Below are 26,163 nucleotides of genomic sequence, written 5' to 3'. Positions count from 1 at the left end.
TGCGTTAGCAGTCGAACATCCGCGTTATCATGAAGCCATTTGTTGGCTCGTTAAATCAATAAAGAATTAATTTAGGTTTTCGTATGTCGCAAGCGACACACGAACCGCACATCTGGCCCGTACAATGTATCGAGAATACATAACATCACGGCCGTCAAGACCATGAATATTATGCAGCCCGTACAATAGTACGCTTATGATGCATTCTTACATTGTTCAGTTTTCAGGGAACACATTCTTTGTTTTCACCGCTACTGCATCGCAGCGGCGACAGCTTTTATATATTAACACATCATCTTGCAATGTGTCAATATATTTTTTTTGTTAATTTTTGTCGCCATATCAGCGACTTTTATATATTAACACGCCTATCCTGCCGTGTCAATATCTTTTTGATAATCATGCCTATTAGTGCTGTAACCATTGCCAATTAGCATATCCGGGACTTATCGTAGCATAGTTTAGACCACTTTGTCAATTATTATTCATATAATTTAGAAAAAACAAACTAAACGAAAAGGAGCAGACTACGCCTGCCCCTTGGCTATTTAAATAATATACTACTTCTTAACTACCAGTTCAAGCGCAACCGGAATAGAAGCCGGAACATTTTCATTGGCAATAATCTTTTTAGCAGTTTCAATACTGATTCTACCCATATCTTTAGGCTTCTGGGCCACAGTTGCAGCTAAAGCGCCTTCATTCACAGCTTTAACAGCGATCAGCGGTGGCGTCAAAGCCAACTGCCATTATGTTGGTACGTTTAGCAGCCTTAATGGCTTCGAGAGCACCAAGAGCCATCTCGTCATTATGGGCGAATACGGCGTTTATTTCCGGATTGGCCTGAAGGATGTTCTCCATAACCTTCATGCCTTTAGCCCGGTCAAAATCGGCCGGCTGTTTAGCAACCACCGCAATACCGGTTGCGGTTTTAATGGCTTCGTTAAAGCCTTTACCACGGTCATTGGCAGCCGAGGTGCCGGGAATACCTTCAAGTTCCACGACTTTACCTTTACCGCCCAGTTTGTCAACAATAAGCTGGCCGGCCATTTTACCGCCGGCAACATTGTCGGAAGCAATAGCGCTGATAACTTTACCGCCAGCAGCACCACGGTCAACGGTAATTACCGGAATGTTAGCCTTGTTGGCGGCTTCAATAGCCGGAACAATAGCCTTGGAGTCAACAGGATTAACAATAATAACACTTACTTTTTGTTGAATAAGATTTTCAATATTAGCCAACTGTTTGGAAGCATCATTTTGCGCATCCATAAAACAACAAGCAGTTGACGGATAATGCTAAAAAGATGCTCAGTTTCGCGACCGGTAAGGGCAGCGGTAGGTTCGTCCATAATGAGTATTTTGATTTCATAGGACAACGCTTTTGCTATCTCGACCATCTGCTGCTCACCAATACTGAGTTCAGATACTGTGGCATCCGGAGAAATATCCGAACCTAACTGCAGCAAAACCTTAGCTGCCTGGACACGCATGGATTTCCAGTCAACAAACCCCAAAGCGTGTAATGGTTCGCGGCCTAAAAAAATATTTTCCATGACAGTAAGTTCCGGTACAAGATTAAGTTCCTGGTGAATAATCCCGATACCCAGCTCTTGAGCATGCCGGGGCCCGGTTATTTCAATTGCCTGGCCATCAAGTGTTATTTCACCGGCATTAAGGAAAAAATCTACTTTTTTCAGGGCTTTAACGCCAGGAAACTCTTTAGTTATGCCCCGCATCTCAAGTAGAGCTTTATTAATCACGCCAACCTCCTAAAATGTTACGCCTGATTTTAAAATTATATTAGCATAAGGTGTACACTCGCCGGTGCGGACAATCGCTACCGCCTGGCTGGTTAGGGCTTTAAACTCCTCATGGCTGACCATGGCTACCGGAACATATTCCAGCGCCGCTTTAACACCTTCATAAATTTGCGGACTAACCTCGGCAGTTTCGCCGGCAACAATGGCGCTTTCCACCTGAAGCTCACTCAATATGACCTCAAGGGTAGGTAAAAATCCGGGAATTCCCGGCGTAAGCGCCAGGTCTATGCGGCGCACCCCAGCAGGTATGGGTAAACCGGCATCAGCTATGACTAACATATCACCATGCCCCATCCCGGCAATTATTTCACTAAGCGGTTGGTTAAGCGTCCCTATTTTTTTCATTTGGTACATTCCTCCTGTGTACCGATCAATTCATCGACTTCTTGCCGCCACGGCAACGCCGGCTGAGCGCCCCGCCTTGTTACCGATATCCCGGCAGCAACGGCGGCAAATTTTAAACCGGCTTTAAGTGATTGCCCCTCGGCGAGGGCAGCAGCCAGCGCGCCGGTATAGGCGTCGCCGGCTGCGGTTGTATCAACTGCGTCAACACGAATAGGCGGTACATGATATATCTCCTGATTAGTAATGCACATAGCTCCTTGGCCGCCCAAAGTAACGACTACAGCTTTAACACCTAGGGCAAGCAAGCGCTTGCCTGCGACTACGGCATCATCCGGCGAGTTAATCTTGCTGCCGGTAAGTACCGCAGCTTCAGTTTCATTTGGAGTAATAATGTCTACCAGTGCCAGCGTTGACTCCGGCACCTGACGGGCAGGCGCAGGATTTAGAATTACCGTCCAGCCAGCCGCTTTAGCAGCCTTAATGGCATATTCGACAGTAATTGACGGCACTTCATGCTGTACCAGCAAAATGCCCGGCTGGCTAAAGCTACTAAGCGCTTTGTCAACATCTTGTTTATTGCAGTGCGCGTTTGCTCCTGGCACTACTACAATGGTATTGGCCCCTGACGCTCCAACGGTAATAAGCGCCGTACCGGTAGATATATCGACTTGGCGGACAAGCGCGGTATTAACACTGTTTGCAGCCAAGCTGTTTAAAAGTTGCTGGGCAAAAGCATCCTGCCCGATACAACCAACCATAGTTACTTTGGCCCCCAGTTTGCCGGCGGCCACCGCCTGATTGGCTCCCTTACCACCGGCAAAAGTAGCAAAATCCTTGCCAAATACTGTCTCACCGACTGCAGGCAGCCTGTCTGCCGTAGCTACTAAATCCATATTGAGGCTGCCAACAACTAAAACTGGCTTAGATTGAACTGACACCATCATGACCCTCCCTACCGCCGGAAGAATTGCGCACAATCAATTCCGGTTTGAACTTTTCTTCGCAAGCACTGGCTCTTACACCGCTGATTTGATCAAGCAGCATAGCTACAGCCGCCATTCCCATCTCATAGACAGGTTGGCGCACAGTAGTCAGTGCGGGTTTATACCAGCCGGCCATTCTTATGTCATCATAGCCAACTACCGCCACATCATCAGGTATATTGATCCCCTGTTCAGTTAAGGCCTCGATGGCCCCAATGGCCATCATGTCATTAGCGGCAAATATGGCGTCGAACGGCTCACGGCTTTCCATGAGCGCCACCGCCGCCCTATAACCACTGTCAAACGAGTAATTGCCGGTAATCATAAGCCGCCCGTTAACAACCACCCCATAGCGACTGTGGGTATCAAGGAAACCGCGTCGCCGGTCAATGGCCGATGACGAACGTGCCGGGCCACCAATAAAGGCAATTCTTTTTCGCCCCTGTTCAAACAGATGCTCAACAGCCAAAATTCCCCCCTGATAATTGTCACAAACAACGGCGCTCAACTCGGCGGCCGCGCGTCTGTCCAGCGCAACAACAGGTATCGGCAAACTCGCTAATAACCCTAAACTGTCATCACAGTCAACTCCGCCGGTAAACAAAATACCGTCCACTTGTTTACTGAATAAAAACCGTATATAACGTTCTTCCTCTTCAAGCTTGCCGTCAGTATTACATAAAATAACGGCATACCCTTGCTGCCGGGCAGCGTCTTCTACACCTCTGACCAATGCCGGAAAAAATGGATTTTCAATATCGGGAATAATTAACCCGATACTGCGCGATTCCCGCACTTTAAGTGCCCTGGCTACATCATTGGGACGGTACCCAAGTTCAACTACAGCCGCCGCAACCCGGGCAGCCAGTTCTTCCGATACCCCGGCGCTGCCGTTTAGAATCCTGGATACGGTAGCAATGGACACGCCAGCCGCCCGGGCAACATCTTTGATTGTTACATTCGTTACAATTTTTTTCCGGTGCTTCACTTTTAATCTCCTGCTAAATTCTATGCCATTTTTAATAAGTTTTGTATTGTTATCGTAGACTTATCATGTTGTAAACGTTTTCGTAAACGTTTACTAGTATGTTACTACACAATTTTAAAAAATCCTGCTATAGTTTGCAAAAAATTTGTACGATTACAACAAAGAAAAAAGCAGCCCTACAGGGGCTGCCTCAGTAGTATAGTTACTACAACAAATTACTATTTATTTAAGAATCGCGCCGGTGTTAGCTGATGTCACTAGTTTTGCATACCGGGCAAGATAGCCTGTAGCTACTTTGGGAGCAGGCTTAACCCAGGCATCTTTCCGCTTAGCCAATTCCTCCGGGCTTACCTTTACTTCAAGCTTGCGACCGGGAATATCGATATTAATAATATCACCGTCTTCCAGCAGCGCAATCGGACCGCCTTCCATGGCCTCCGGCGAAATGTGGCCGATACACGCTCCCTGGGTAGCACCGCTAAAACGGCCGTCGGTTAAAAGAGCCACCTTTAATCCCATACCGACAATGACTGCTGTCGGATTAAGCATTTCTTTCATACCTGGGCCGCCTTTGGGACCTTCATAACGGATAACAACAACATCGCCATCCTTGATTTTCTTGCCAATAATCGCTTCGATCGCTTCTTCTTCCGAGTTAAATACACGGGCGGTCCCTTCAAAGGTAAGCATGTCCTCTTTTACAGCGCTTTCTTTAACGACTGCGCCATCTGGAGCCAAATTACCGTTTAGGATGGCGACCCCCCCCTTGTTACGGTACGGCTCTTCAACAGTCTTAATTACATCCGGACGCAAAATCGCCGCATTTTTCAACCTGTCGCCAACAGTGCCGTTTACTGTTAACGCATCGGTATGAATGCCACCGAGCTTGGACAGTTCTTTCATTACTGCCGGGATGCCGCCGGCTTCGTTAAGGTCTTGAATATGATGGCTGCCCCCCGGACTTAGCTTTGTAATATAGGGAGTTCTGGCACTAATTTCATCAAATAATGACAGCGGCAGCTCAATGCCAGCCTCATTGGCAATAGCCGTTAAATGCAATACTGTATTTGATGAACCGCCAATACCCATGTCAACAGTTATAGCGTTTTCAAAAGCCTTGATTGTCATGATATCCCGTGCTTTAACATCCCGCTTGACTAAGTCAACAATAAGTTCCCCGGCTTGCTTGGCCATCATGCGGCGGGCGCCAAAATAAGCAGCCGGAATTGTTCCATTCCCAGGCAATGCCATACCCAACGCCTCAGCCATACAGTTCATGGTGTTGGCGGTAAACATGCCGGCGCACGAGCCGCAACCCGGACAAGCGGATTTTTCCATTTGGTCCAGTTGACCGGCTGTAATTTTGCCAGCCTCATACATTCCGGCGGCTTCAAACATGGTGCTGACACTAATATCCCGCCCCTGATAACGTCCGGCAAGCATTGGACCACCGCTGACTACAATGCAGGGAATATTGACACGGGCAGCTGCCATGAGCATACCGGGGACAATTTTGTCGCAGTTGGGGATTAGGACTAAACCGTCAAAACTGTGACCGGTTGCCACAGCTTCAATGGAGTCGGCAATAAGTTCCCGGCTGGCCAACGGATATTTCATACCGTCATGCCCCATAGCAATACCGTCGCAAATGCCAATCGCCGGAAACTCGACCGGCATACCCCCGCCTGCTGCCACCCCAAGTTTAACGGCATCAGCAATATCTTTCAAATGCATGTGACCCGGAATAATTTCATTGAACGCGTTAACAACACCGATCATGGGCTTTTCCAACTCTTTGGGAGTATAGCCCATCGCATAGAACAGTGACCGGTGCGCCGCGCGTGTTGATCCCTTTTTTACAATATCGCTCTTTAATGCCATAAAATTAATTCTCCCCTCATCCAAATCATTTTTATTACTACGTTTTTTGAAACTTATCAAACCTATGTTTATACAAACGTTTGATGTCCTGCCTTCATACTGAAAGAATACTTAGAGTCAGGAAATACGCCTCTGTATTATCCAGCAAAGACAATTATCCATGTATTGGCAATCAGCAGTTAACATTTATGTTATTATTCAACACAATTAGCCTAAATCCTTCCCTTATCTATAAAGTATCCATTGTTTACTATGACGGTTAATAAAAAACATCCTATTCAAGATTCGCTGCCTTAGAAAGCCTTCACCTTTTTTTATTTTTATTTTTTTTGGGAGGCTTTTGTTTATTGACTTTGCCAGGCAACGGCCATGCTACTTTACGCCGGGGAATAGGTGTTTTTCGCTCGGCTGGCGGCAGTTCGTCCCGCCGCGCGCCCATATATACCTCAGCCAATGGATATAACGTCTCACACCGGCCAGGGTTTATTTCAAAATCAAGCTGAACGGTAGCGGCAATTTCGCTATTGGCAAACTGAGCTATGGCCAATTCATTTGGTGTAGGCAGCATATCAATTTCATGATCAGTCTTGTTATAGATAGCAAGCAAGATTGTTAAAGCACTAACAATAAGTTCCCTGAGATCATGTGCTGTCAGGAGGTTATACTGATGAGCAAATGCCACTGCTTGCCGCAGATACTCAGCGGCCGTCTCAAGGTAACCACAGTCAGCCAAAATGCGTCCCAAAGAAAACATTGATTCTACCTGGCCCGCATCCCTGGCCAGGGCTTGCTCATAAGCCGTAACTGCTAGTTCAGGACGCTTGCCTTTGTAGTAAATATTTCCCAGGCGGTTCCAAAGATAAGCATTCTCCGGATTTTTACCCAACTTTTCCAAAAAATAATCTTCGGCATCACTGCCCCACCGCGGTGTAAAGTCGTTGTCGATAAGCACTTGCCCCAATACAATATCAGAAGATGCCTCTGTTTCAATAGTTTGCTTTATTACTGCAGCTGCTAGCTTCCCTGCAAGCATTGTTTGAATGGTTGGTGATAAATTCCAATCGCCAGCAGCATTACAATGTTTGCAGCGAAAATAGCCTACTGCTTGAAATTTGTCTGTTGCTCTTGTTCCCTCACCGGTAATTACGGGAATTGCCAGTGTACCCAGGTCATAGTCGCCGTTCTTGCCGCACTTCCCGCAAGTTAAGCGAAAAATATTCTCAGCAAACTCACTGTTTAGCTCTTTTATATGTTTATACACAAGTTTGGGGTATTTGCCTGGCAGCATGGCAACAGTCGGCCGCGGCGACACACTGGCTATGTCCTGGCCGGAAGCCATACTGATAAGTAAAGGGTTGATACCATGTTTTTGATATTTTTCCATTACCATATCATCCTTCACATTAATAATTACTTCGTTCCTGAGCACCATAACCTGCAAAAAACCCCACCCGCAAATAATGGGTGGGGTTATGGTTTATATTCTTATTATATGCCAGGAATTACTAGCATGTCAATTGTCTATACAAATTCTTATCTCTATAGTATCCAATAAAGATTTACGGGCGTGTTGTTAGTATAAGCGTAAGTCAAACGCCAGTAGTGGAGCGTTACTAACAACACGCCTATAAAAAAATCTCTATTGGATTTCATATCATAAAAACTTTAAAGGATATTATATTTTTGCAACTTCTGGTAAAAACCAGACCGGTGAATCCCCAGCATCCTGGCCGCTTTACTTTTGTTACCGCCCGCAGCTTCCAAAGCCCGGAAAATAGCCTGTTTTTCCGCATCTCCTTTTATTTCGGCCAAATCCGGTTCCTTTCCCCCCGCGTCTTTAGCCTGCTCAATATCACGGCTCTTGCCTTTATGCATTTTTTTAAGCATGGGTGGCAACACTTCGGGAATGATGACTGTGTCATCCTCCATTAGATTTACTGCTCGCTCTAATATATTCTCAAGTTCCCGGACATTTCCCGGCCAGTTATATTCCATTAGTAACGCCATTGCCTCAGGCGAAACCCCTTCTACCCAATGCTCAATCTGCTTGTTGATTTTTTTTAACAACATATCACATAGCTCTGGTATATCTTCCAGCCGGTCCCTTAGTGGAGGTATATTAAGGGTAAAAATATTTAGACGGTAATATAGGTCCTGACGAAATTGGTTTTGCTCGATCATTTTTTCAAGGTCACGGTTGGTTGCGGCAATAACCCGGATATCAAGCTTAGTGGTCTTGGTCCCTCCCACCCGCTCCAACTCCCGTTCCTGCAATACCCGGAGCAGCTTAACCTGCATGGCTAATGACATTTCACCGATTTCATCCAGAAAGATGGTTCCTCCGTTGGCAAGTTCAAATTTTCCCGGCTTGCCTCCCTTGCGGGCGCCGGTAAATGCCCCTTCTTCATAACCAAACAGTTCTGATTCCAAAAGATTTTCCGGCACTGCCGCACAGTTAACCTTTATAAACGGGCCTTGCCGCCGGCGGCTGGCATTATGGATGGCGTGCGCGAATAATTCTTTGCCGGTACCGCTTTCACCAAGAATCAGTACTGTAGAGGTTCCTTTGGCCGCTTTAGCTGCCAAATTTCTCAAATATGCCATTTTTTCACTATTGCCAATGATATTGGCAATAGTATATTTGCCGCCATACATCTTGCATAACTCTTCTTTATAAAATTCCAGTTCTGACTCCAGCTTATTAATTCTTCCGGCCAAACATTTTAAATCCTTGACATCTTTAAATACCACGTTGCCAACAGCTCCGACAATTTCGCCGTCTTCAATAATCGGTATCCGGGTAACCACACAAGTATTGTCCCCGATTTTTTGGATATCTGTCACCTCGGCCTTACCGCCTTGAGCAACAAGATGCATCCTTGTATTAGAAATTACCTCTGCCACATGTTTACCGACGACCTCTTGGGGATCAACGTTCAAAAATTCGCTGTAGGCTTTGTTCAACATAGTAATGGTCCCTTGCTTATCAACTACCACAATGCCTTCATTCAAACTCTCCAGAATGGATTCCAAGGTACTTTTCAGCCGTTTTACGTCTTCCAGTTCGGTAATTACCTCAGTAAGTTCAGTGATATCCTGAAACACTGCCACAGCTCCCACAACTTGACCGTCTTTAATGATGGGGGTACGATTTGTCAATATTGCACAATTCCCTATATCTTGCCGTTGGTTGAGTTCGGATACTCCGGTTTCCAATACCCGTAGCAGCCCGGTGTTAGGAATGACATCATCTACCATTTTTCCAAGCACAGCTTCGGCAGCTAATCCGGAAATAAATTCGGCGGCTGCGTTAAACAACGTAATATAACCGTAAGAATCAACAACAACAACACCATTACAGACCGAATCAAGCACGACTTTCATTTCTGCTATCCCGGTCGAGGAGAACGCTTCCGGCAAACTATTTAAATCGCGTTTATGCATCCATCAGACCTCCTGCACAGCTACTACATAATATAATATTTGATATTAGAATCAAAATAACCTTTTCAAATTTTATGTCTTTTATAACCAGTATAACCAGTAAAGCAAAAAGGTACAAAGCAAATGTGGACTTGAGTCCTTTTAAGGCTTCGTACCTGTCACACCCACTTTATGCAATTTTCCCTTTATATTATCTAAGCAACTGGTCAGGTACATCATCAATATACCTGACCAGTTGCTTAAATAATAATATCTGCTGTCAGAGCCTTATAAGCGCATGGCCCTCCTACGCTACCAGGAGGGCCGTACATTTTTTTACCTACTTACTTACAAAGTGCAAGCACCGTCTACACTAAGTACCGTACCATTAATGAATTTAGCATCATCGGAAGCCAGGAACGCAAAGGCAGCAGCAATTTCCTCCGGTTCTCCCAACCGGCCGGCAGGAACTTTTACTAGTATTTTTTCCTGTAATACTTGCTCGGGTATTTTCTTCACCATGTCAGTGGCAACAAACCCGGGAGCAACACAATTAAAACGCAGCCCGGTTTTGGCCATTTCCTTGACCCAGGATTTGGTCATGCCGATAACCCCCCATTTGCTGGCCGCATAGTTGGTTTGCCCCAAATTCCCATATAATCCAACAACTGATGATGTAGTAAGCACTACGCCGGATTTTTGCTCCAGCATATGAGGCAACACAGCCGAGGTGCAGTTGAATACGCCGGTCAAATTTACGCTGATTACGGCATCCCAGGCATCCTTGGTCATTTTTTTCATCATTGCGTCTTTAGTTATGCCGGCATTATTAATGAGAACATCAATTTTGCCAAAAGTTTCGATGGTCTTGTCCACCATGGCTTGGACATTTTCCTGGTTAGTAACATTTACCTTAAGGTAAACAGACTGAGCGCCTCTTGCTTTTATCTCTTCTACAGCGGCTGCGCCGTCGGCATAATCGGCTACAACAACATGCGCCCCTTCTTCAGCAAACCTTAACGCCGTGGCTTTACCAATACCACTGGCTGCTCCTGTGATAATTACAACTTTGTCTTTTAATCCTCTCATTTTTCACGCCTCCTAAATGTTATTTTTTTCCTTGCTCTCGCCTAAGAATTCAGTAAGCATTATTTTGAACCTAAGAAGGAGTTTCCCCCGTCGTTTCACAGATTGAGTAAAGCAATTATCGTGCCAATAAGAATTTATTCTATATATATAGTATCCAATAAAGATGTACAGGCGTGTTGTTAGTATAAGCGTAAGTCAAGCGCCAGCGGTGGAGCGTTACTAACAACACGCCTAGAAAAAAATCTTTATTGGATTTCATATATATCGAAAATTTAACTTATATAAACCTATACGCGGTTATCGCACTGTTCTTTGGGATTTTTTTAAAAACAGCCATTGTATACAGAAAACCGGCAAAAACAATCACTTGTATCTATTTCTGCACACAGTGTCTATTTTTTTATACACTGTATATCTTTCGCTGCCGGGGGGGATCCTATATTAACTAACAGAAAATAGTGATATAACTATATATTCATTACTTTGTAACTGTTGGCACAATACTTGCTTGTACATGTAAGTGAGATGCCGAAAATACAGAAAGGAGGGCACACTCTGCCTGTTTATTCTATTCCTGCTCAGCATACCAATATATCATTTTAGGAGGTAGTTTAAAAATCATGGAAGTAATTGGCATTCTTCTTAGTTTATTTTTATTAATGTTTTTTGCCTACAGGGGCTTTTCGGTTATTTTGTTTGCCCCGGTATTTGCCCTGCTTGCCGCCTCGCTGTCCGGCTTCTCCCTGATGCCGGCATACACCGAGTTATTTATGGCAAAAGCTGTTACCTATATCAAGTCATTTTTTCCGATATTCCTGCTTGGCGCCGTATTCGGAAAAATCATGGAAGACACCGGTCTTGCCAAAGGCATTGCCCATACCATCATTAAAAGCCTTGGCAAGGAGCGGGCCATCCTGTCGGTGGTATTAGCCGGCTGTGTACTGACTTATGGCGGAGTAAGTTTATTTGTTGTTGTTTTTGCCGTTTATCCCTTCGCATCCGCTTTATTTAAAGAAGCAGACATTCCCAAAAGATTGCTTCCTGGCACCATTGCTTTAGGCGCATTTACGGCTACTATGGACAGCATTCCCGGTACTCCTCAGATCCAGAACTTAATTCCCACTAACTTCTTCGGTACCAATATCTACGCCGCTCCTGTCCTTGGCCTGCTTGGCGGTCTAGGTATTTTGACTTTGGGCATTCTCTGGCTGGAAAGACGCCGGAAAGCTGCGGCAGCAGCCGGCGAAGGATATGGCAACCATACTCTAAACGAGCCCGAAATCAAACATGATGCCAAGCTTCCTTCGTGGCAAGTGGCTATACTGCCACTCTTAGCTGTACTGGTAGTCAATTTTCTTATGACTCGCGTATTCCCCTGGAACCCGGCCATGCTGGACCCGTTCAAAGCCATGAAACTGCCGCTTACTGCCCCGGCAGTTAATAATGTAATCAGTATCTGGTCCCTCATTATCGCCCTTATTAGCGGCATTGTCCTGGCAATAGCTCTTGGCTACAGAAATCTCGGCTCTACCAATGCTCTGGCAAAGTCCTTAAACGCCGGCGCCATTGGCTCACTGTTAGCAATCATGAACACGGCATCCGAGGTTGGTTATGGTAACATAATTGCCGCCCTACCTGGTTTTAAATCGATTTCTGCCGCTCTGATGAGCATCAAAGTCGGCGGGTCACCGCTGGTATCTGAAGCAGTGACGGTTAATATTCTTGCCGGTATCACCGGCTCAGCTTCCGGTGGTATGTCCATCGCTCTTGACTTGATGGCCAAAGATTGGATGGCCTGGGCCAATTCTATCGGCATGTCGCCAGAAATCCTGCACCGGGTAGCTTCCATGGCTTCCGGCGGTATGGATACCCTCCCCCACAATGGCGCAGTTATTACCCTGCTTGCAGTTTGTGGTCTCACACACAAAGACTCCTATGGCGATATCTTTGTCATGACATCCATCAAAACACTAATGGTATTTGTTGTCATAACACTTCACTCCATTACCGGCATACTATAAATACGGCGCATCATTAACCAGACGCAAGAACCCTGTGCCTAAACTGGTACAGGGTTCTTCGATGCCGGATATTCATTAAAGATGATAAGCCGATAATAACTGATGATCCTGACATCTCCGTTTAACCAATATTGTATAAAATACTAGACACATGTGTTCAAAACCATACACACATATGTGTTTCTCTAAAAAATTAACTGTTTCTCCAGTCTGTAAAATCAAGCCGACATTGTGCCATAGTTCATGTCCTAAAAAGAACAAGATGCACTACGTTATTGTTGGCATAATCCTTGCATTAATAGCAAAATAAAGATATTCTATTAAGGAGAGTGGCATAATGGCTAAAATAATTACAGCTCAAGAAGCCGCCAAATTGGTGCGAGATGGCGCTACTGTCGCTACCAGTGGTTTTGTTGGTAATGGTCATCCTGAAGCGCTTACCGCTGCTATGGAAGAAAGATACAATAATGAAAATGCTCCACGAAATTTGACACTGATCTACGGCGCCGGTCAAGGTGATGGCAAAGACCGCGGCCTCAACCATCTAGGAATAGAAGGAATGGTTAAACGGGCCATTGGCGGTCACTGGAATCTGGCGCCGAAACTGGGCAAATTGGCTGTTGAAAATAAAATTGAAGCATACAATTTCCCCCAAGGCACCCTAACTCATTGGTTCCGCAATGTAGCTGGCCGCAAACCTGGTGTCATTACCAAGGTAGGCCTGAACACCTTCGTTGACCCCAGGGTTGAAGGCGGCAAGATTAATGACGTAACTAAAGAAGATCTGGTAGAAGTCATTGAACTTGGTGGTGAAGAGTGGCTATGGTACAAGCCCTTCCCGGTAGATGTAGCCTTTGTTCGCGGCACCAGCGCCGACGAACGGGGCAATATCACCATTGAACACGAAGCCGTCTCACTGGAGATTTTGTCTATCGCCCAAGCGGCAAAAAATTCTGGCGGTATTGTCATCGCCCAGGTGGAACGTATTGTAGCCAACGGCAGTTTAAACCCCATGGCTGTAAAAATTCCCGGCATTATTGTTGATTATCTGGTAGTAGCTGATGACCCAAGCAAACACATGCAGACCTTTGCCGAGCAGTACAACCCCGCTTATTCCGGTGAAATCCGCGTTCCGCTGTCAGCCATTCCGCCCATGCCGTTGGACGAGCGAAAGGTAATCGCCCGCCGGGCGGCTCTGGAGTTAATCCCCAATGCCAAAGTCAATCTGGGTATTGGTGTGCCTGAGGGTGTGGCCATGGTAGCCAATGAAGAAGGTATCGGCGACATGATGACCCTGACTGTCGAAGCAGGTCCGGTAGGCGGCATCCCGGCCGGAGGCCAGAGTTTCGGCGCAGCCATAAATGCCGAAGCCATTCTCGACCAGCCTTATCAATTCGATTTCTATGACGGCGGCGGACTCGACCTTGCCTTTTTAGGTTTGGCTGAAACAGATAAGTACGGCAATATCAATGTCAGCAAATTCAAAGGACGGGTAGCAGGCTGCGGCGGTTTTATCAATATAACGCAAAACGCCAAACAAGTTATCTTCTGCGGCACCTTTACCGCCGGCGGCCTGAAAGTAAAAGTCGCCGAAGGCAAGCTCACCATCCTCAATGAAGGTAAGGCTAAAAAGTTTTTACAGCACGTTGAACAAATTACCTTTAGCGGCAAGTATGCACAAAGTGTCAATCAACCGGTCAAATATATCACCGAGCGGGCGGTATTTGAACTGACTCCTGAGGGTATGATGCTTACAGAAATCGCGCCAGGCGTTGATCTTCAGAAGGATATTCTTGCCCTCATGGACTTTGAACCCATTGTCTCTCCGGACCTAAAAATAATGGATGCGCGCATCTTCAAAAATGGACTAATGAGCCTAAAAAAGTAAAAACTATCGCTATGGATTGCTTTTTTATCTAGCAAAATTGATGATTCGAATCTAATATTAGATCAAGGACGGTGTTTTCCCAGTGAAAGAAGTAGTAATTGTCAGCGCAGTACGTACGGCTATTGGTAATTTTAACGGTTCCTTGGCATCTGTCCCGGCAACTGAACTTGGCGCTTTGGTTATTAATGCCGCAGCGGAAAGGGCCGGAATAAAAAAAGAAGCTGTTGACGAAGTAATTTTTGGCAATGTATTGCAAGCCGGGTTAGGGCAAAATCCCGCCCGTCAGGCCGCCATTAAAGCCGGTATTCCGGTCGAAGTCCCTTCCTACACCGTCAACAAGGTCTGCGGGTCCGGCCTAAAAACTGTTAATCTGGCTGCCCAAGCTATAATGACCGGTGATGCTGACATTGTTGTAGCCGGTGGTATGGAAAGTATGACCCAAGCCCCCTACCTTCTGGACAGCAAAGCTCGCTGGGGCTATCGCATGGGCCACTCCAAAGTAACCGATGTTATGATTCATGACGGCCTGTGGTGTGCGTTCAACGACTATCATATGGGAATTACTGCCGAAAATGTTGCTGCCAAATATGGCATCACCCGGGAAGACCAGGACCAGTTGGCTTTCGAATCCCAGGATAAAGCTATTAAGGCAATTGAAAGCGGCGCCTTCAAACAGGAAATTGTCCCGGTAACCATTAAAGGAAGAAAAGGCGACACCATCTTTGATACTGACGAATATCCCAGAGCCGGTACAACAGCCCAAGCTCTGTGCGGCTTAAAACCAGCCTTCAAAAAAGATGGCTCCGTTACCGCCGGCAATGCCTCGGGAATCAATGACGGCGCCGCCGCGCTGGTGGTCATGTCTGCTGACAAAGCCAAAGAACTCGGAATTAAACCCTTGGCCCGCATTCGCTCCTTTGCTTCCGGCGGTGTAGACCCGTCCATCATGGGTATGGGCCCGGTACCTGCGACCCGCAAGGCACTGGCCAAAGCCGGCCTGACCGTAGCCGACCTTGACCTTATTGAAGCCAACGAAGCCTTTGCCGCTCAGTTCCTGGCTGTCGGCAAAGAATTGGGCTTTGCTAAGGAAAAACTCAATGTTAATGGCGGCGCAATTGCCCTTGGCCATCCTATCGGTGCCAGTGGGGCGCGCATTCTGGTTACACTGCTTCATGCCATGGAAGCCAGGGATGCCAAACTCGGCCTGGCAACCTTGTGTATTGGCGGCGGCCAGGGCGTTGCTACCATTGTTGAACGCATCTAACCCTATATACAAATAACCAGTTACCCGGCATTCACTCCAGCCTAATAGCGCCAGTAGATATTTCATCATCTATTGGCGCTATTACCGGATTGGAATCGTGATATTTTTCACCGGCTGAATTAGCCAACTTCTTTCGCCTGGCGACGAAGTTGACAAATAAATTATTTAAGGGGGTTTTTTCTTTATGTTGTTTGAACTTAATGAAGAACAAAAAATGATGCAAAAACTGGTGCGGGAGTTTGCCGAAAAAACTGTAGCTCCTACTGTAGCGGAACGGGACGAACATGCAGTATTCTCCCGGGAGATTTTTGACGCTATGGGAGAAATGGGCTTTACCGGTATCTGCTTTCCGGAGCAATATGGCGGCGCCGGCGGCGATGTCCTTAGCTACATCCTGGCTGTAGAAGAACTGTCCAAAGTTGACGATGGTATTGGCATAACTTTATCAGCCACCGTTTCTTTGTGCGCTTGGCCTATCTACGCCTATGGTACAGAAGAACAAAAACAAAAATTCCTGGTACCGCTGCTGGAAGGCACAAAAATGGGCGCCTTTGGCTTGACCGAACCCAACGCCGGTACTGATGCTGCCGCTCAGCAGACAGTAGCCGTTCTTGATGGCGACCATTATATAATCAATGGCAGCAAAATCTTCATTACCAATGCCGGCGAAGCCGAGACTTATGTTATTTTTGCCATGACTGACAAAGCCAAAGGAGCCAGAGGTATTTCGGCGTTTATCCTGGAAAAAGGCACTCCTGGGTTCACCTTCGGTAAAAAGGAACACAAAATGGGAATACATACATCCCAGACTATGGAATTGGTCTTCCAAGACGTAAAAGTACCAAAAGAAAACCTTCTCGGCAAAGAAGGCGACGGCTTCAAAATTGCCATGTCGACCCTGGACGGCGGTCGTATCGGCGTTGCCGCTCAGGCTCTCGGCATTGCCCAAGCCGCTCTCGACCATGCCGTTAAATACTCCAAAGAGCGGGTACAATTCGGTAAACCTATTGCCAGTAACCAGGCCATTGCCTTCATGCTGGCAGATATGGCTACCAAGGTTGAAGCCGCCCGTCTCATGGTTTATCGTGCCGCATACCTCAAAGAAAAAGGCCTGCCATACTCCAAAGAAGCGGCCATGGCCAAAATGTATGCCTCTGACGTCGCTATGGCTGTCACTACCGACGCGGTACAAATTTTCGGTGGTTACGGCTACAGTCGTGAGTATCCGGTTGAACGCCTGATGCGTAATGCCAAAATTACTCAAATCTATGAAGGCACTAACCAAGTTCAGCGTATGGTTGTTTCCAGCGCCATTTTGCGCTAAAAGTTTCACAGTTATAAGAGCAATAGGAGGACTCGCTTATGGAAATAGTTGTCTGTGTCAAGCAAGTGCCTGACACCACTGAAGTAAAAATTGATCCGGTGACCAATACTCTCATCAGGCAGGGCGTTCCCAGTATTGTTAACCCATTTGACAAAAATGCGGTAGAAGCAGCCCTGCAATTAAAAGAAAAACACGGCGGCAAAGTCACCGTCATCTCAATGGGACCGCCGCAAGCCAAAGATGCTCTCAAAGAATGTCTGGCTATGGGCGCAGATGAGGCCATTCTCTTAAGCGACCGGGCTTTTGGCGGCGCTGACACCCTTGCCACCAGCCACACTTTAGCTGCCGGTATTAAAAAACTGGGAAAAGTGGATATTATCCTTTGTGGTAAGCAGGCTATTGATGGTGATACCGCTCAGGTAGGCCCGGAAATTGCCGAACACCTGGATATCGCCCAAGTAACCTATGTGGCGAAAATTGATGTGGAAGGCGATAAGCTGCGCATTGAACGGGAGCAAGAAGAAGGCTACGAAATTATTGAAGTCTCCATGCCAGTCGTCTTGACGGTCGTAAAATCTATCAATGAACCCCGTTATCCTACTGTTAAAGGGACTATGAAAGCAAACCGCAAGGAAATCCCGGTATGGACAGCCAATGATGTGCCTGTCGTAGCCGAAAAGATCGGGCTCAAAGGATCGCCTACCCAGGTACGCCGGATATTCACCCCCAAACAACGCACCCAGGGCGAAATTATCCAGGCTGATTCGGCCCGCGAGGCAGCTGCCCTGTTAATTCAAAAATTGTCTGATGCCAAGATTGTCTAGGGGGTTAAAGATATGGCTGTAAAAGTAATTAACGACCAATGTATCGGTTGCAGCGCCTGTGTGGGTACCTGTCCGTTCGGCGCTATTGTGGAAGATGGTAAAGCAGTAATTACCGAAACTTGTACCGCTTGCGGCGCTTGTGTGGATGTTTGTCCGGTAGGCGCTATCATCCGCGAAGCTGAAGAAAAAACAGTTGCTATTGATAAAAGCCAATATAAAGGTGTATGGGTTTATGTTGAACAAGTTGACGGACACATCCGCAGTGTCGCCCACGAGTTGATCGGCGAAGGCCGCAAATTGGCTGATGCCATGGGGCAAGAACTGGCCGGCGTGTTGATCGGTGACAACGTAGAAAACCTGGCAAAAGATATTTTTGCCAGTGGAGCCGACAAGGTTTACCTGGTAGAAGGTCAAGAATTCAAACATTACTCCACCGACGCTTATACTATTACCCTGACCGACCTGATCAATACCTACCATCCTTCGGTAATCCTGATGGGAGCAACTAATGATGGCCGCGACCTTGGCCCCCGGGTAGCCTGCCGGGTTGGTACCGGACTTACTGCTGACTGCACCAACCTGGGCATTGATGAAGCTACCGGCCTTGTGGCCTGGACCCGTCCGGCTTTCGGCGGCAATATCATGGCCACCATTTTGTGCCCGGAGCATCGTCCCCAAATGGGCACCGTTCGTCCTAAAGTGTTCAAACGACCGGAGCAAGACTTCTCCCGCAGCGGCGAAATCATCCGCGTCAGCAGCAAAGTCAAACCTGAAGACATCCGTACCAAGCTGCTTGAAGTCATTAAAGTATGCACCGCTTCCTGCAATCTGGAAGAAGCAGAAATTATCGTCTCGGGTGGCCGCGGCATGTGCAAACCGGAAAACTTCACACTAATTGAAGAACTTGCCACTGTATTAGGCGGTGCCGTAGGCGCGTCCCGCGCAGCTGTTGACGCAGGCTGGAAGCCTGCTATTCATCAGGTCGGCCAGACCGGCAAAACCGTCGGACCCAAGATTTACTTTGCTTGTGGCATTTCCGGCGCAATTCAGCACTTGGCCGGTATGTCCTCCTCTGACATTGTTATTGCCATCAACAAGGATCCGGACGCCCCCATTTTCAAAGTGGCTGACTACGGCATTGTCGGCGACGTGCTTGAAGTTATTCCGGCATTAATTGAGGAATTTAAAAAGATCAAAACCGCCGGTTAATATAACAATAAGTAGTAACTTTACTCATCGAATAGGGGTGTTATTGTATGGTGCAAGACATAAAATTTGCCGATATTAAAGTTGGCGACAAAGCCAGCATGGCCAAGACCGTTACTGAGTATGACGTATATACCTTCGCCGGTCTAAGCGGTGACTTTAATCCGGTGCACATTAATTCCGAATTCGCCAAAACCACCATGTTCAAAGAGCGTATTGCCCACGGCATGCTGTCAGCCGGCTTTATTTCTGCTTTGCTTGGTACAGCCTTACCTGGCGCCAATACGATTTACCTCGCCCAGGAATTAGCCTTTAAAGCCCCTGTAAAAATTGGTGATACTGTCACTGCAACAGTAGAAGTTATAGAAAAAATCGAAGCCAAAAGCCGCTTGATATTTAAGACTACTGTTACTAACCAGAACGGTGTTGTGGTAATCGACGGTAAAGCAACCGTTATGAAGAAAGATTAATCTTGTTATAAATAGGCGTTGTTTCAAATGGAACAACGCCCATTTTTTAAACACATGTAACAAGGAGGATAATCAATCAACGATGAACATTGCAATCAACAAAGTATTAATTATCGGTGCTGGGCAAATGGGCAGTGGTATTGCCCAGGTCATGGCCCAAAGCGGCTTGGAGGTAATTCTGCGTGACATAAAAGAAGATTTTGTCCAAAAAGGTATTAAAACCATTGACAAAAATCTCGCTAAAGCGGTAGAAAAAGGCAAACTGTCTTCCGAAGAAAAGGACACCATCCTTGCCAGGATCTCTGGGGTTGTAGAACTTGATGCTGCAGCCTGCAACGTAGATCTGGTCATTGAAGCCGCCGTTGAAAATATGGACATTAAGCGCGATATCTTCCAGACGCTAGACCGCCTTTGCCCGGCTCATACCATCTTGGCAACTAACACTTCCTCCTTGCCAATCACCGCAGTTGCCGCGACGACCAAGCGCCCGGAAAAAGTGATTGGCATGCATTTCTTTAACCCCGCGCCAGTGATGAAACTGGTTGAGATCATCAATGGTCTGGCGACAAGTAAAGATACCTTCGCTGCTGTGCAAGAGTTAACAATTACGCTTGGCAAATCACCGGTAAAAATAGAAGATTTCCCCGGTTTTGTCGGTAACCGGATCATGATGCCCATGATTAATGAAGCTGTCTACACCCTAATGGAAGGTGTCGCCAGCGCTGAAGATATCGATACGGTAGCTAAGCTGGGATTCAATCATCCAATGGGGCCGTTAGCGTTATCAGACCTTATCGGTAACGATACGGTACTCTATATTATGGAAGTCCTGTTTGCCGGCTATGGTGACCCTAAATACCGCCCCTGCCCGCTGCTTAAAAAGATGGTTCAGGCCGGTTACCTTGGCCGTAAGACTGGTAAAGGCTTTTACGACTATAGCAAGTAAACCTATCGTGACCAAAAAAATTGCAGCTAGTCTCAGATAGAGGCTAACTGCAATTTTTTTCAAAGAATGCCAGGCAAGAATAGTATGCTTAGCGTTAATTCTATGATGGATAGAAAAACAAAAAAAGCACTCGTGACTATCATGAGTGCTGATTCGTATAGGTACATTCCCTGAAAACTTCACAGAAGATAAGCAGCGAACCAGGTTATCAGGAGCAATAGCAACGCTAGAACCTGTGTGAGTCGCTTAGTTACGAGCGTTAGCGAGTAACTTCCCTACTCCAGGCAAATATAAGTCAAGTCCTCGGCCGATTAGTACCAGTCAGCTCAATGGATTGCTCCACTTACACACCTGGCCTATCTACCTTATCATCTGTAAGGGGCCTTACTTCTTTCGAATGACAGACCTCATCTTAAGGCTGGTTTCACGCTTAGATGCTTTCAGCGTTTATCCTTTCCGGACGTAGCTACCCAGCTGTACTCCTGGCGGAATAACTGGTACACCATTGGTCCGTCCACTCCGGTCCTCTCGTACTAGGAGCAGTTCCCTTCAAGTCTCTTGCGCCCGCGATGGATAGGGACCGAACTGTCTCACGACGTTCTGAACCCAGCTCACGTACCACTTTAATGGGCGAACAGCCCAACCCTTGGGACCTACTTCAGCCCCAGGATGTGATGAGCCGACATCGAGGTGCCAAACCTCCCCGTCGATATGGACTCTTGGGAGAGATTAGCCTGTTATCCCCAGGGTAGCTTTTATCCGTTGAGCGATGGCCCTTCCACTCGGTACCACCGGATCACTAAGCCCGACTTTCGTCCCTGCTCGACTTGTCTGTCTCGCAGTCAAGCTCCCTTCTGCCTTTACACTCTTCGCGCGATTTCCATCCGCGCTGAGGGAACCTTTGGGCGCCTCCGTTACTCTTTCGGAGGCGACCGCCCCAGTCAAACTGCCCGCCTGACACTGTCCCGAGTCTCGTTACTCCTTCGGTTAGAACTCCAGTAAATCAAGGGTGGTATCCCAACATCGGCTCCACCAAGACTTGCGTCCTAGCTTCTCAGCCTCCCACCTATCCTGTACATCATTTACCAAAACTCAATGTCAGGTTGCAGTAAAGCTCCATGGGGTCTTTCTGTCCAGTCGCGGGTAACCTGCATCTTCACAGGTATTTCAATTTCACCGGGTCCCTCGTTGAGACAGTGCCCAAGTCGTTACACCTTTCGTGCGGGTCGGAACTTACCCGACAAGGAATTTCGCTACCTTAGGACCGTTATAGTTACGGCCGCCGTTTACCGGGGCTTCAATTCAAACCTTCGATTGCTCTAAGCTCTCCTCTTAACCTTCCGGCACCGGGCAGGTGTCAGCACCTATACGTCAGCTTTCGCTTTAGCAGGCACCTGTGTTTGTGGTAAACAGTCGCTTGGGCCTCTTTTTTGCAACCTCTTTATGCTTCCACCGTTTCAAGTGTACACATCCGAGGCTCCCCTTTTCCCGAAGTTACGGGGACATTTTGCCGAGTTCCTTAACGAGGGTTCTCCCGCGCACCTTAGGATTCTCTCCCCGCCTACCTGTGTCGGTTTACGGTACGGGCACCTATCATCTCGCTAGAAGCTTTTCTTGACAGTGTGGGATCAATGAATTCGCCGTTATTTCTAACAGCTTTCCGTTACTCCTCAGGTTCCAGCTTGGCGGATTTGCCTACCAAGCACCCTACAAGCTTAGACGCGAATTTCCATCCTCGCGCTCATCTACCCTGCTGTGTCACTTCATCACTCAAACGACTCTAGGTGGTACTGGATTTTTAACCAGTTGTCCATCGCCTACGCATCTACGCCTCGGCTTAGGTCCCGACTGACTCTGAGCGGACGATCCTTCCTCAGAAACCCTTAGGCTTTCGGTGGACAAGATTCTCACTTGTCTTTTCGCTACTCATACCGGCATTCTCACTTCTATACAGTCCACAACTCCTTACGGTATTGCTTCAATCCATATAGAACGCTCCCCTACCCATGTCGTTAGACATGCCATAGCTTCGGTTCCGTACTTTAGCCCCGGTCATCTTCGGCGCACAATCTCTCGACCAGTGAGCTATTACGCACTCTTTGAATGGTGGCTGCTTCTAAGCCAACATCCTGGTTGTTTCGGAAATTGCACATCCTTTGCCACTTAGTACGGCATTCGGGACCTTAGCTGATGGTCTGGGCTGTTTCCCTCTTGACCACGGATCTTATCACTCGTAGTCTGACTCCCAAGTTTTGAGTACAGCCATTCGCAGTTTGACAAGGTTCAGTAACCTAAACGGCCCCTAGCCCTATCAGTGCTCTACCGTCTGTACTTACCTCTTGAGGCTAGCCCTAAAGCTATTTCGGGGAGAACCAGCTATCTCCGCGTTCGATTGGCATTTCACCCCTATCCACAACTCATCCCAAAGCTTTTCAACGCTCACGGGTTCGGGCCTCCACGCATTTTTACCTGCGCTTCACCCTGGTCATGGATAGATCACTGCGGTTTCGGGTCTACAATAACTAACTTTTCGCCCTCTTGAGACTCGCTTTCGCTTCGGCTCCGTGTTTTCCACTTAACCTCGCTAGTTACTGTAACTCGCCGGTTCATTCTTCAATAGGCACGCCGTCGACCTTTTAACGGTCTTCGACTGCTTGTAGACATACGGTTTCAGGTTCTCTTTCACTCCCCTCCCGGGGTGCTTTTCACCTTTCCCTCACGGTACTATGCGCTATCGGTCGCCAAGGAGTATTTTGCCTTGGAGGGTGGTCCCCCCTGCTTCCCACAGGGTTCCTCGTGTCCCGTGGTACTCTGGATTCCAGCCGTTTCGCCTCTGTCTTTCGCCTACAGGGCTGTTACCTTCTGCGGCCTACCTTTCCAGGTAGTTCGACTAGACCTGGCTCAACTTCCGCCGGTCCTCAACCCCAAAGAGCAAAAGCTCTCTGGTTTGGGCTCTTCCCCGTTCGCTCGCCGCTACTTAGGGAATCTCGTTTGATTACTTTTCCTCCGGGTACTTAGATGTTTCAGTTCCCCTGGTGCCCTCCTAACCTAAGTTAGGCGACGGTGCATTATCACCGCCGGGTTCCCCCATTCGGATATTCATGGATCAGTGCCTGCTTGCGGCTCCCCATGACTTTTCGCAGCTTACCGCGTCCTTCGTCGGCTCTTGGCGCCTAGGCATCCGCCGTATGCCCTTACTAACTTGACTTAGTTACGACTGTTGATCGCGCATCATCTGCTTCGTTGGTCCTCGAAGTGTTTGCTTGCGTACACACTACGTACGCGGCGCTGCACACTTCTCCGGTCCGCCTTGCATCTGATACACGCTGAACAGTCTAAGCCGTTAATAAGCTTTTTCTAATAGCTTACGTTTTGCCTTTAGTATAAATCCTAATTGCGCGTAAAGAACTTCTCATATGTTACTATGAGGCATTACTTTACTTTTGCTTTCTTCTGTGCAGTTTTCAAGGAACATCAGGAATATCTATGTTATCATAGTCACTCGTGTATTTCAACAAGTAACTTCTGGTAACTAGCATTCCCTCAAAACCAAACAATGTAAGAGTTATCATCTGCCAAATGTACCGACCTGGAAGTAGTCCGAGTGTCACCTCGAACAGTTCTCCCTAGAAAGGAGGTGATCCAGCCGCACCTTCCGATACGGCTACCTTGTTACGACTTCACCCCAATCATCGGCCCCACCTTAGACGGCTGGCTCCTTACGGTTACCCCACCGGCTTCGGGTGTTTCCAACTTTCGTGGTGTGACGGGCGGTGTGTACAAGGCCCGGGAACGTATTCACCGCAGTATGCTGACCTGCGATTACTAGCGATTCCGACTTCACGGAGGCGGGTTGCAGCCTCCGATCCGAACTGAGAGCTCATTTGCGCGCTTTGCTTGACCTCGCGGTCTTGCCTCGCTTTGTTTAAGCCCATTGTAGTACGTGTGTAGCCCAGGACATAAGGGGCATGATGACTTGACGTCATCCCCGCCTTCCTCCGCATTCTCTGCGGCAGTCTCCCTTGAGTTCCCACCATAACGTGCTGGCAACAAAGGATAAGGGTTGCGCTCGTTGCGGGACTTAACCCAACATCTCACGACACGAGCTGACGACAGCCATGCACCACCTGTTTTCGCGTCTCCCGAAGGAGAGGGATCTATCTCTAGACCTTTCGCTCAATGTCAAGCCCTGGTAAGGTTCTTCGCGTTGCGTCGAATTAAACCACATACTCCACCGCTTGTGCGGGCCCCCGTCAATTCCTTTGAGTTTCAACCTTGCGGCCGTACTCCCCAGGCGGGATACTTATTGCGTTAACTCCGGCACAGAAGGGGTCGATACCTCCTACACCTAGTATCCATCGTTTACGGCCAGGACTACCGGGGTATCTAATCCCGTTCGCTCCCCTGGCTTTCGCGCCTCAGTGTCAGACACAGTCCAGAAAGCCGCCTTCGCCACTGGTGTTCCTCCCAATATCTACGCATTTCACCGCTACACTGGGAATTCCGCTTTCCTCTCCTGCACTCAAGATCTCCAGTTTCCTGCGCCTATACGGCGTTGAGCACCGCTCTTAGACTCAAGACTTAATGATCCACCTACGCGCCCTTTACGCCCAATAATTCCGGACAACGCTTGCCACCTACGTATTACCGCGGCTGCTGGCACGTAGTTAGCCGTGGCTTCCTCCTTTGGTACCGTCATTAGCTTGGATTATTCACCCAAACCACGTTCGTCCCAAACGACAGAGCTTTACAACCCGAAGGCCTTCTTCACTCACGCGGCGTTGCTCCGTCAGACTTTCGTCCATTGCGGAAGATTCCCCACTGCTGCCTCCCGTAGGAGTCTGGGCCGTGTCTCAGTCCCAGTGTGGCCGTTCATCCTCTCAGACCGGCTACTGATCGTCGCCTTGGTGAGCCGTTACCTCACCAACCAGCTAATCAGACGCAGACCCATCTCTAAACGGCAGCTTATAAATAGAGGCCACCTTTCTTATCCTCGCCATGCGGCCAGGATACCACATTCGGTATTAGCACCACTTTCGCGGTGTTGTCCCCAATTTAGAGGCAGGTTGTCTACGCGTTACTCACCCGTTCGCCACTATCTGCTGTCCAACACCGATGGCTCTTGTGTTGGCAAAAACTCTCGGTGTTGAACAGCAGACCGTTCGACTTGCATGTGTTAGGCACGCCGCCAGCGTTCGTCCTGAGCCAGGATCAAACTCTCCATGAAAAGCAGGCACACAGCGCTTTAGCGCTGATGTGATCGCTTTGTTCGCTGCGTTAGCAGTCGAACATCCGCGTTATCATGAAGCCATTTGTTGGCTCGTTAAATCAATAAAGAATTAATTTAGGTTTTCGTATGTCGCAAGCGACACACGAACCGCACATCTGGCCCGTACAATGTATCGAGAATACATAACATCACGGCCGTCAAGACCATGAATATTATGCAGCCCGTACAATAGTACGCTTATGATGCATTCTTACATTGTTCAGTTTTCAGGGAACACATTCTTTGTTTTCACCGCTACTGCATCGCAGCGGCGACAGCTTTTATATATTAACACATCATCTTGCAATGTGTCAATATATTTTTTTTGTTAATTTTTGTCGCCATATCAGCGACTTTTATATATTAACACGCCTATCCTGCCGTGTCAATATCTTTTTGATAATCATGCCTATTAGTGC

18 protein-coding genes and 2 rRNA genes are annotated in these 26,163 nt (G+C 47.6%); 8 read left to right on the top strand and 12 right to left on the bottom strand.

Features of this window, described 5'->3' with window-relative positions:
• Positions 1-560: 560 nt before the first annotated feature.
• From SCACP_RS00290 to SCACP_RS00245, 10 genes are all read right to left on the bottom strand, one after another.
• Entirely contained in the window at positions 561-737 is a 177-nt protein-coding gene (locus tag SCACP_RS00290) for a hypothetical protein (RefSeq protein WP_425059484.1), read from the bottom strand.
• On the bottom strand, positions 712-1,272 hold the full coding sequence (locus SCACP_RS00285) for a substrate-binding domain-containing protein (protein WP_425059483.1): 561 nt from the start codon (positions 1,270-1,272) through the stop codon (positions 712-714). The genes SCACP_RS00290 and SCACP_RS00285 overlap by 26 nt, the downstream gene beginning before the upstream one ends.
• Complete coding sequence (locus SCACP_RS00280; protein WP_425059482.1) at positions 1,206-1,763, bottom strand: ATP-binding cassette domain-containing protein; 558 nt, start codon at positions 1,761-1,763, stop codon at positions 1,206-1,208. The genes SCACP_RS00285 and SCACP_RS00280 overlap by 67 nt, the downstream gene beginning before the upstream one ends.
• A 9-nt stretch (positions 1,764-1,772) precedes the next feature.
• Complete coding sequence (rbsD, locus tag SCACP_RS00275; RefSeq protein ID WP_425059481.1) at positions 1,773-2,168, bottom strand: D-ribose pyranase; 396 nt, start codon at positions 2,166-2,168, stop codon at positions 1,773-1,775.
• Positions 2,165-3,112 (bottom strand): ribokinase, encoded by a 948-nt coding sequence (gene rbsK, locus SCACP_RS00270; RefSeq protein ID WP_425059480.1) that lies wholly within the window; start codon positions 3,110-3,112, stop codon positions 2,165-2,167. The genes rbsD and rbsK overlap by 4 nt, the downstream gene beginning before the upstream one ends.
• Positions 3,090-4,139: a LacI family DNA-binding transcriptional regulator gene (locus SCACP_RS00265; protein ID WP_425059479.1), complete on the bottom strand. Its 1,050-nt coding sequence runs from the start codon at positions 4,137-4,139 to the stop codon at positions 3,090-3,092. The genes rbsK and SCACP_RS00265 overlap by 23 nt, the downstream gene beginning before the upstream one ends.
• A gap of 222 nt (positions 4,140-4,361) precedes the next feature.
• Positions 4,362-6,020 (bottom strand): dihydroxy-acid dehydratase, encoded by a 1,659-nt coding sequence (gene ilvD / locus SCACP_RS00260; protein WP_425059478.1) that lies wholly within the window; start codon positions 6,018-6,020, stop codon positions 4,362-4,364.
• A 304-nt stretch (positions 6,021-6,324) separates the two neighbouring features.
• Entirely contained in the window at positions 6,325-7,452 is a 1,128-nt protein-coding gene (locus tag SCACP_RS00255) for a tetratricopeptide repeat protein (RefSeq protein WP_425061287.1), read from the bottom strand.
• A gap of 233 nt (positions 7,453-7,685) precedes the next feature.
• Positions 7,686-9,464 carry a sigma 54-interacting transcriptional regulator gene (locus SCACP_RS00250; RefSeq protein ID WP_425059477.1) on the bottom strand — a complete coding sequence of 593 codons (1,779 nt, stop codon included), beginning with the start codon at positions 9,462-9,464 and terminating at the stop codon, positions 7,686-7,688.
• A 327-nt stretch (positions 9,465-9,791) separates the two neighbouring features.
• Entirely contained in the window at positions 9,792-10,532 is a 741-nt protein-coding gene (locus tag SCACP_RS00245) for a beta-ketoacyl-ACP reductase (protein WP_425059476.1), read from the bottom strand.
• A gap of 620 nt (positions 10,533-11,152) precedes the next feature.
• On the opposite strand from SCACP_RS00245, the gene SCACP_RS00240 reads away from it, so the two are divergent.
• From SCACP_RS00240 to SCACP_RS00205, 8 genes are all read left to right on the top strand, one after another.
• Entirely contained in the window at positions 11,153-12,553 is a 1,401-nt protein-coding gene (locus tag SCACP_RS00240; RefSeq protein WP_425059475.1) for a GntP family permease, read from the top strand.
• A 337-nt stretch (positions 12,554-12,890) separates the two neighbouring features.
• Positions 12,891-14,441 (top strand): acyl CoA:acetate/3-ketoacid CoA transferase, encoded by a 1,551-nt coding sequence (locus SCACP_RS00235; RefSeq protein WP_425059474.1) that lies wholly within the window; start codon positions 12,891-12,893, stop codon positions 14,439-14,441.
• An 82-nt stretch (positions 14,442-14,523) separates the two neighbouring features.
• On the top strand, positions 14,524-15,705 hold the full coding sequence (locus SCACP_RS00230) for an acetyl-CoA C-acetyltransferase (protein WP_425059473.1): 1,182 nt from the start codon (positions 14,524-14,526) through the stop codon (positions 15,703-15,705).
• Positions 15,706-15,889: 184 nt separating this feature from the next.
• Complete coding sequence (locus tag SCACP_RS00225) at positions 15,890-17,029, top strand: acyl-CoA dehydrogenase (RefSeq protein WP_425059472.1); 1,140 nt, start codon at positions 15,890-15,892, stop codon at positions 17,027-17,029.
• 38 nt (positions 17,030-17,067) lie between these two features.
• Entirely contained in the window at positions 17,068-17,853 is a 786-nt protein-coding gene (locus SCACP_RS00220; protein WP_425059471.1) for an electron transfer flavoprotein subunit beta/FixA family protein, read from the top strand.
• Between the two features lie 12 nt (positions 17,854-17,865).
• Entirely contained in the window at positions 17,866-19,062 is a 1,197-nt protein-coding gene (locus SCACP_RS00215) for an FAD-binding protein (protein ID WP_425059470.1), read from the top strand.
• A 47-nt stretch (positions 19,063-19,109) separates the two neighbouring features.
• Entirely contained in the window at positions 19,110-19,529 is a 420-nt protein-coding gene (locus SCACP_RS00210; protein ID WP_425059469.1) for a MaoC family dehydratase, read from the top strand.
• 88 nt (positions 19,530-19,617) lie between these two features.
• Positions 19,618-20,475: a 3-hydroxybutyryl-CoA dehydrogenase gene (locus SCACP_RS00205; protein WP_425061286.1), complete on the top strand. Its 858-nt coding sequence runs from the start codon at positions 19,618-19,620 to the stop codon at positions 20,473-20,475.
• 291 nt (positions 20,476-20,766) lie between these two features.
• On the opposite strand, the gene SCACP_RS00200 is transcribed toward SCACP_RS00205, so the two are convergent.
• Positions 20,767-23,683 (bottom strand): 23S ribosomal RNA (locus SCACP_RS00200).
• 422 nt (positions 23,684-24,105) lie between these two features.
• Positions 24,106-25,702, bottom strand: a 16S ribosomal RNA gene (locus SCACP_RS00195).
• Together the 16S and 23S rRNA genes form the textbook arrangement of a ribosomal RNA operon.
• Positions 25,703-26,163: the final 461 nt, after the last annotated feature.

This window comes from Sporomusaceae bacterium ACPt (assembly GCA_041428575.1).
GTDB classification, from domain to species: Bacteria; Bacillota; Negativicutes; order Sporomusales; family Sporomusaceae; genus Sporomusa_D; species Sporomusa_D carbonis.
This window is presented reverse-complemented; position numbering and strand designations above follow the sequence as displayed.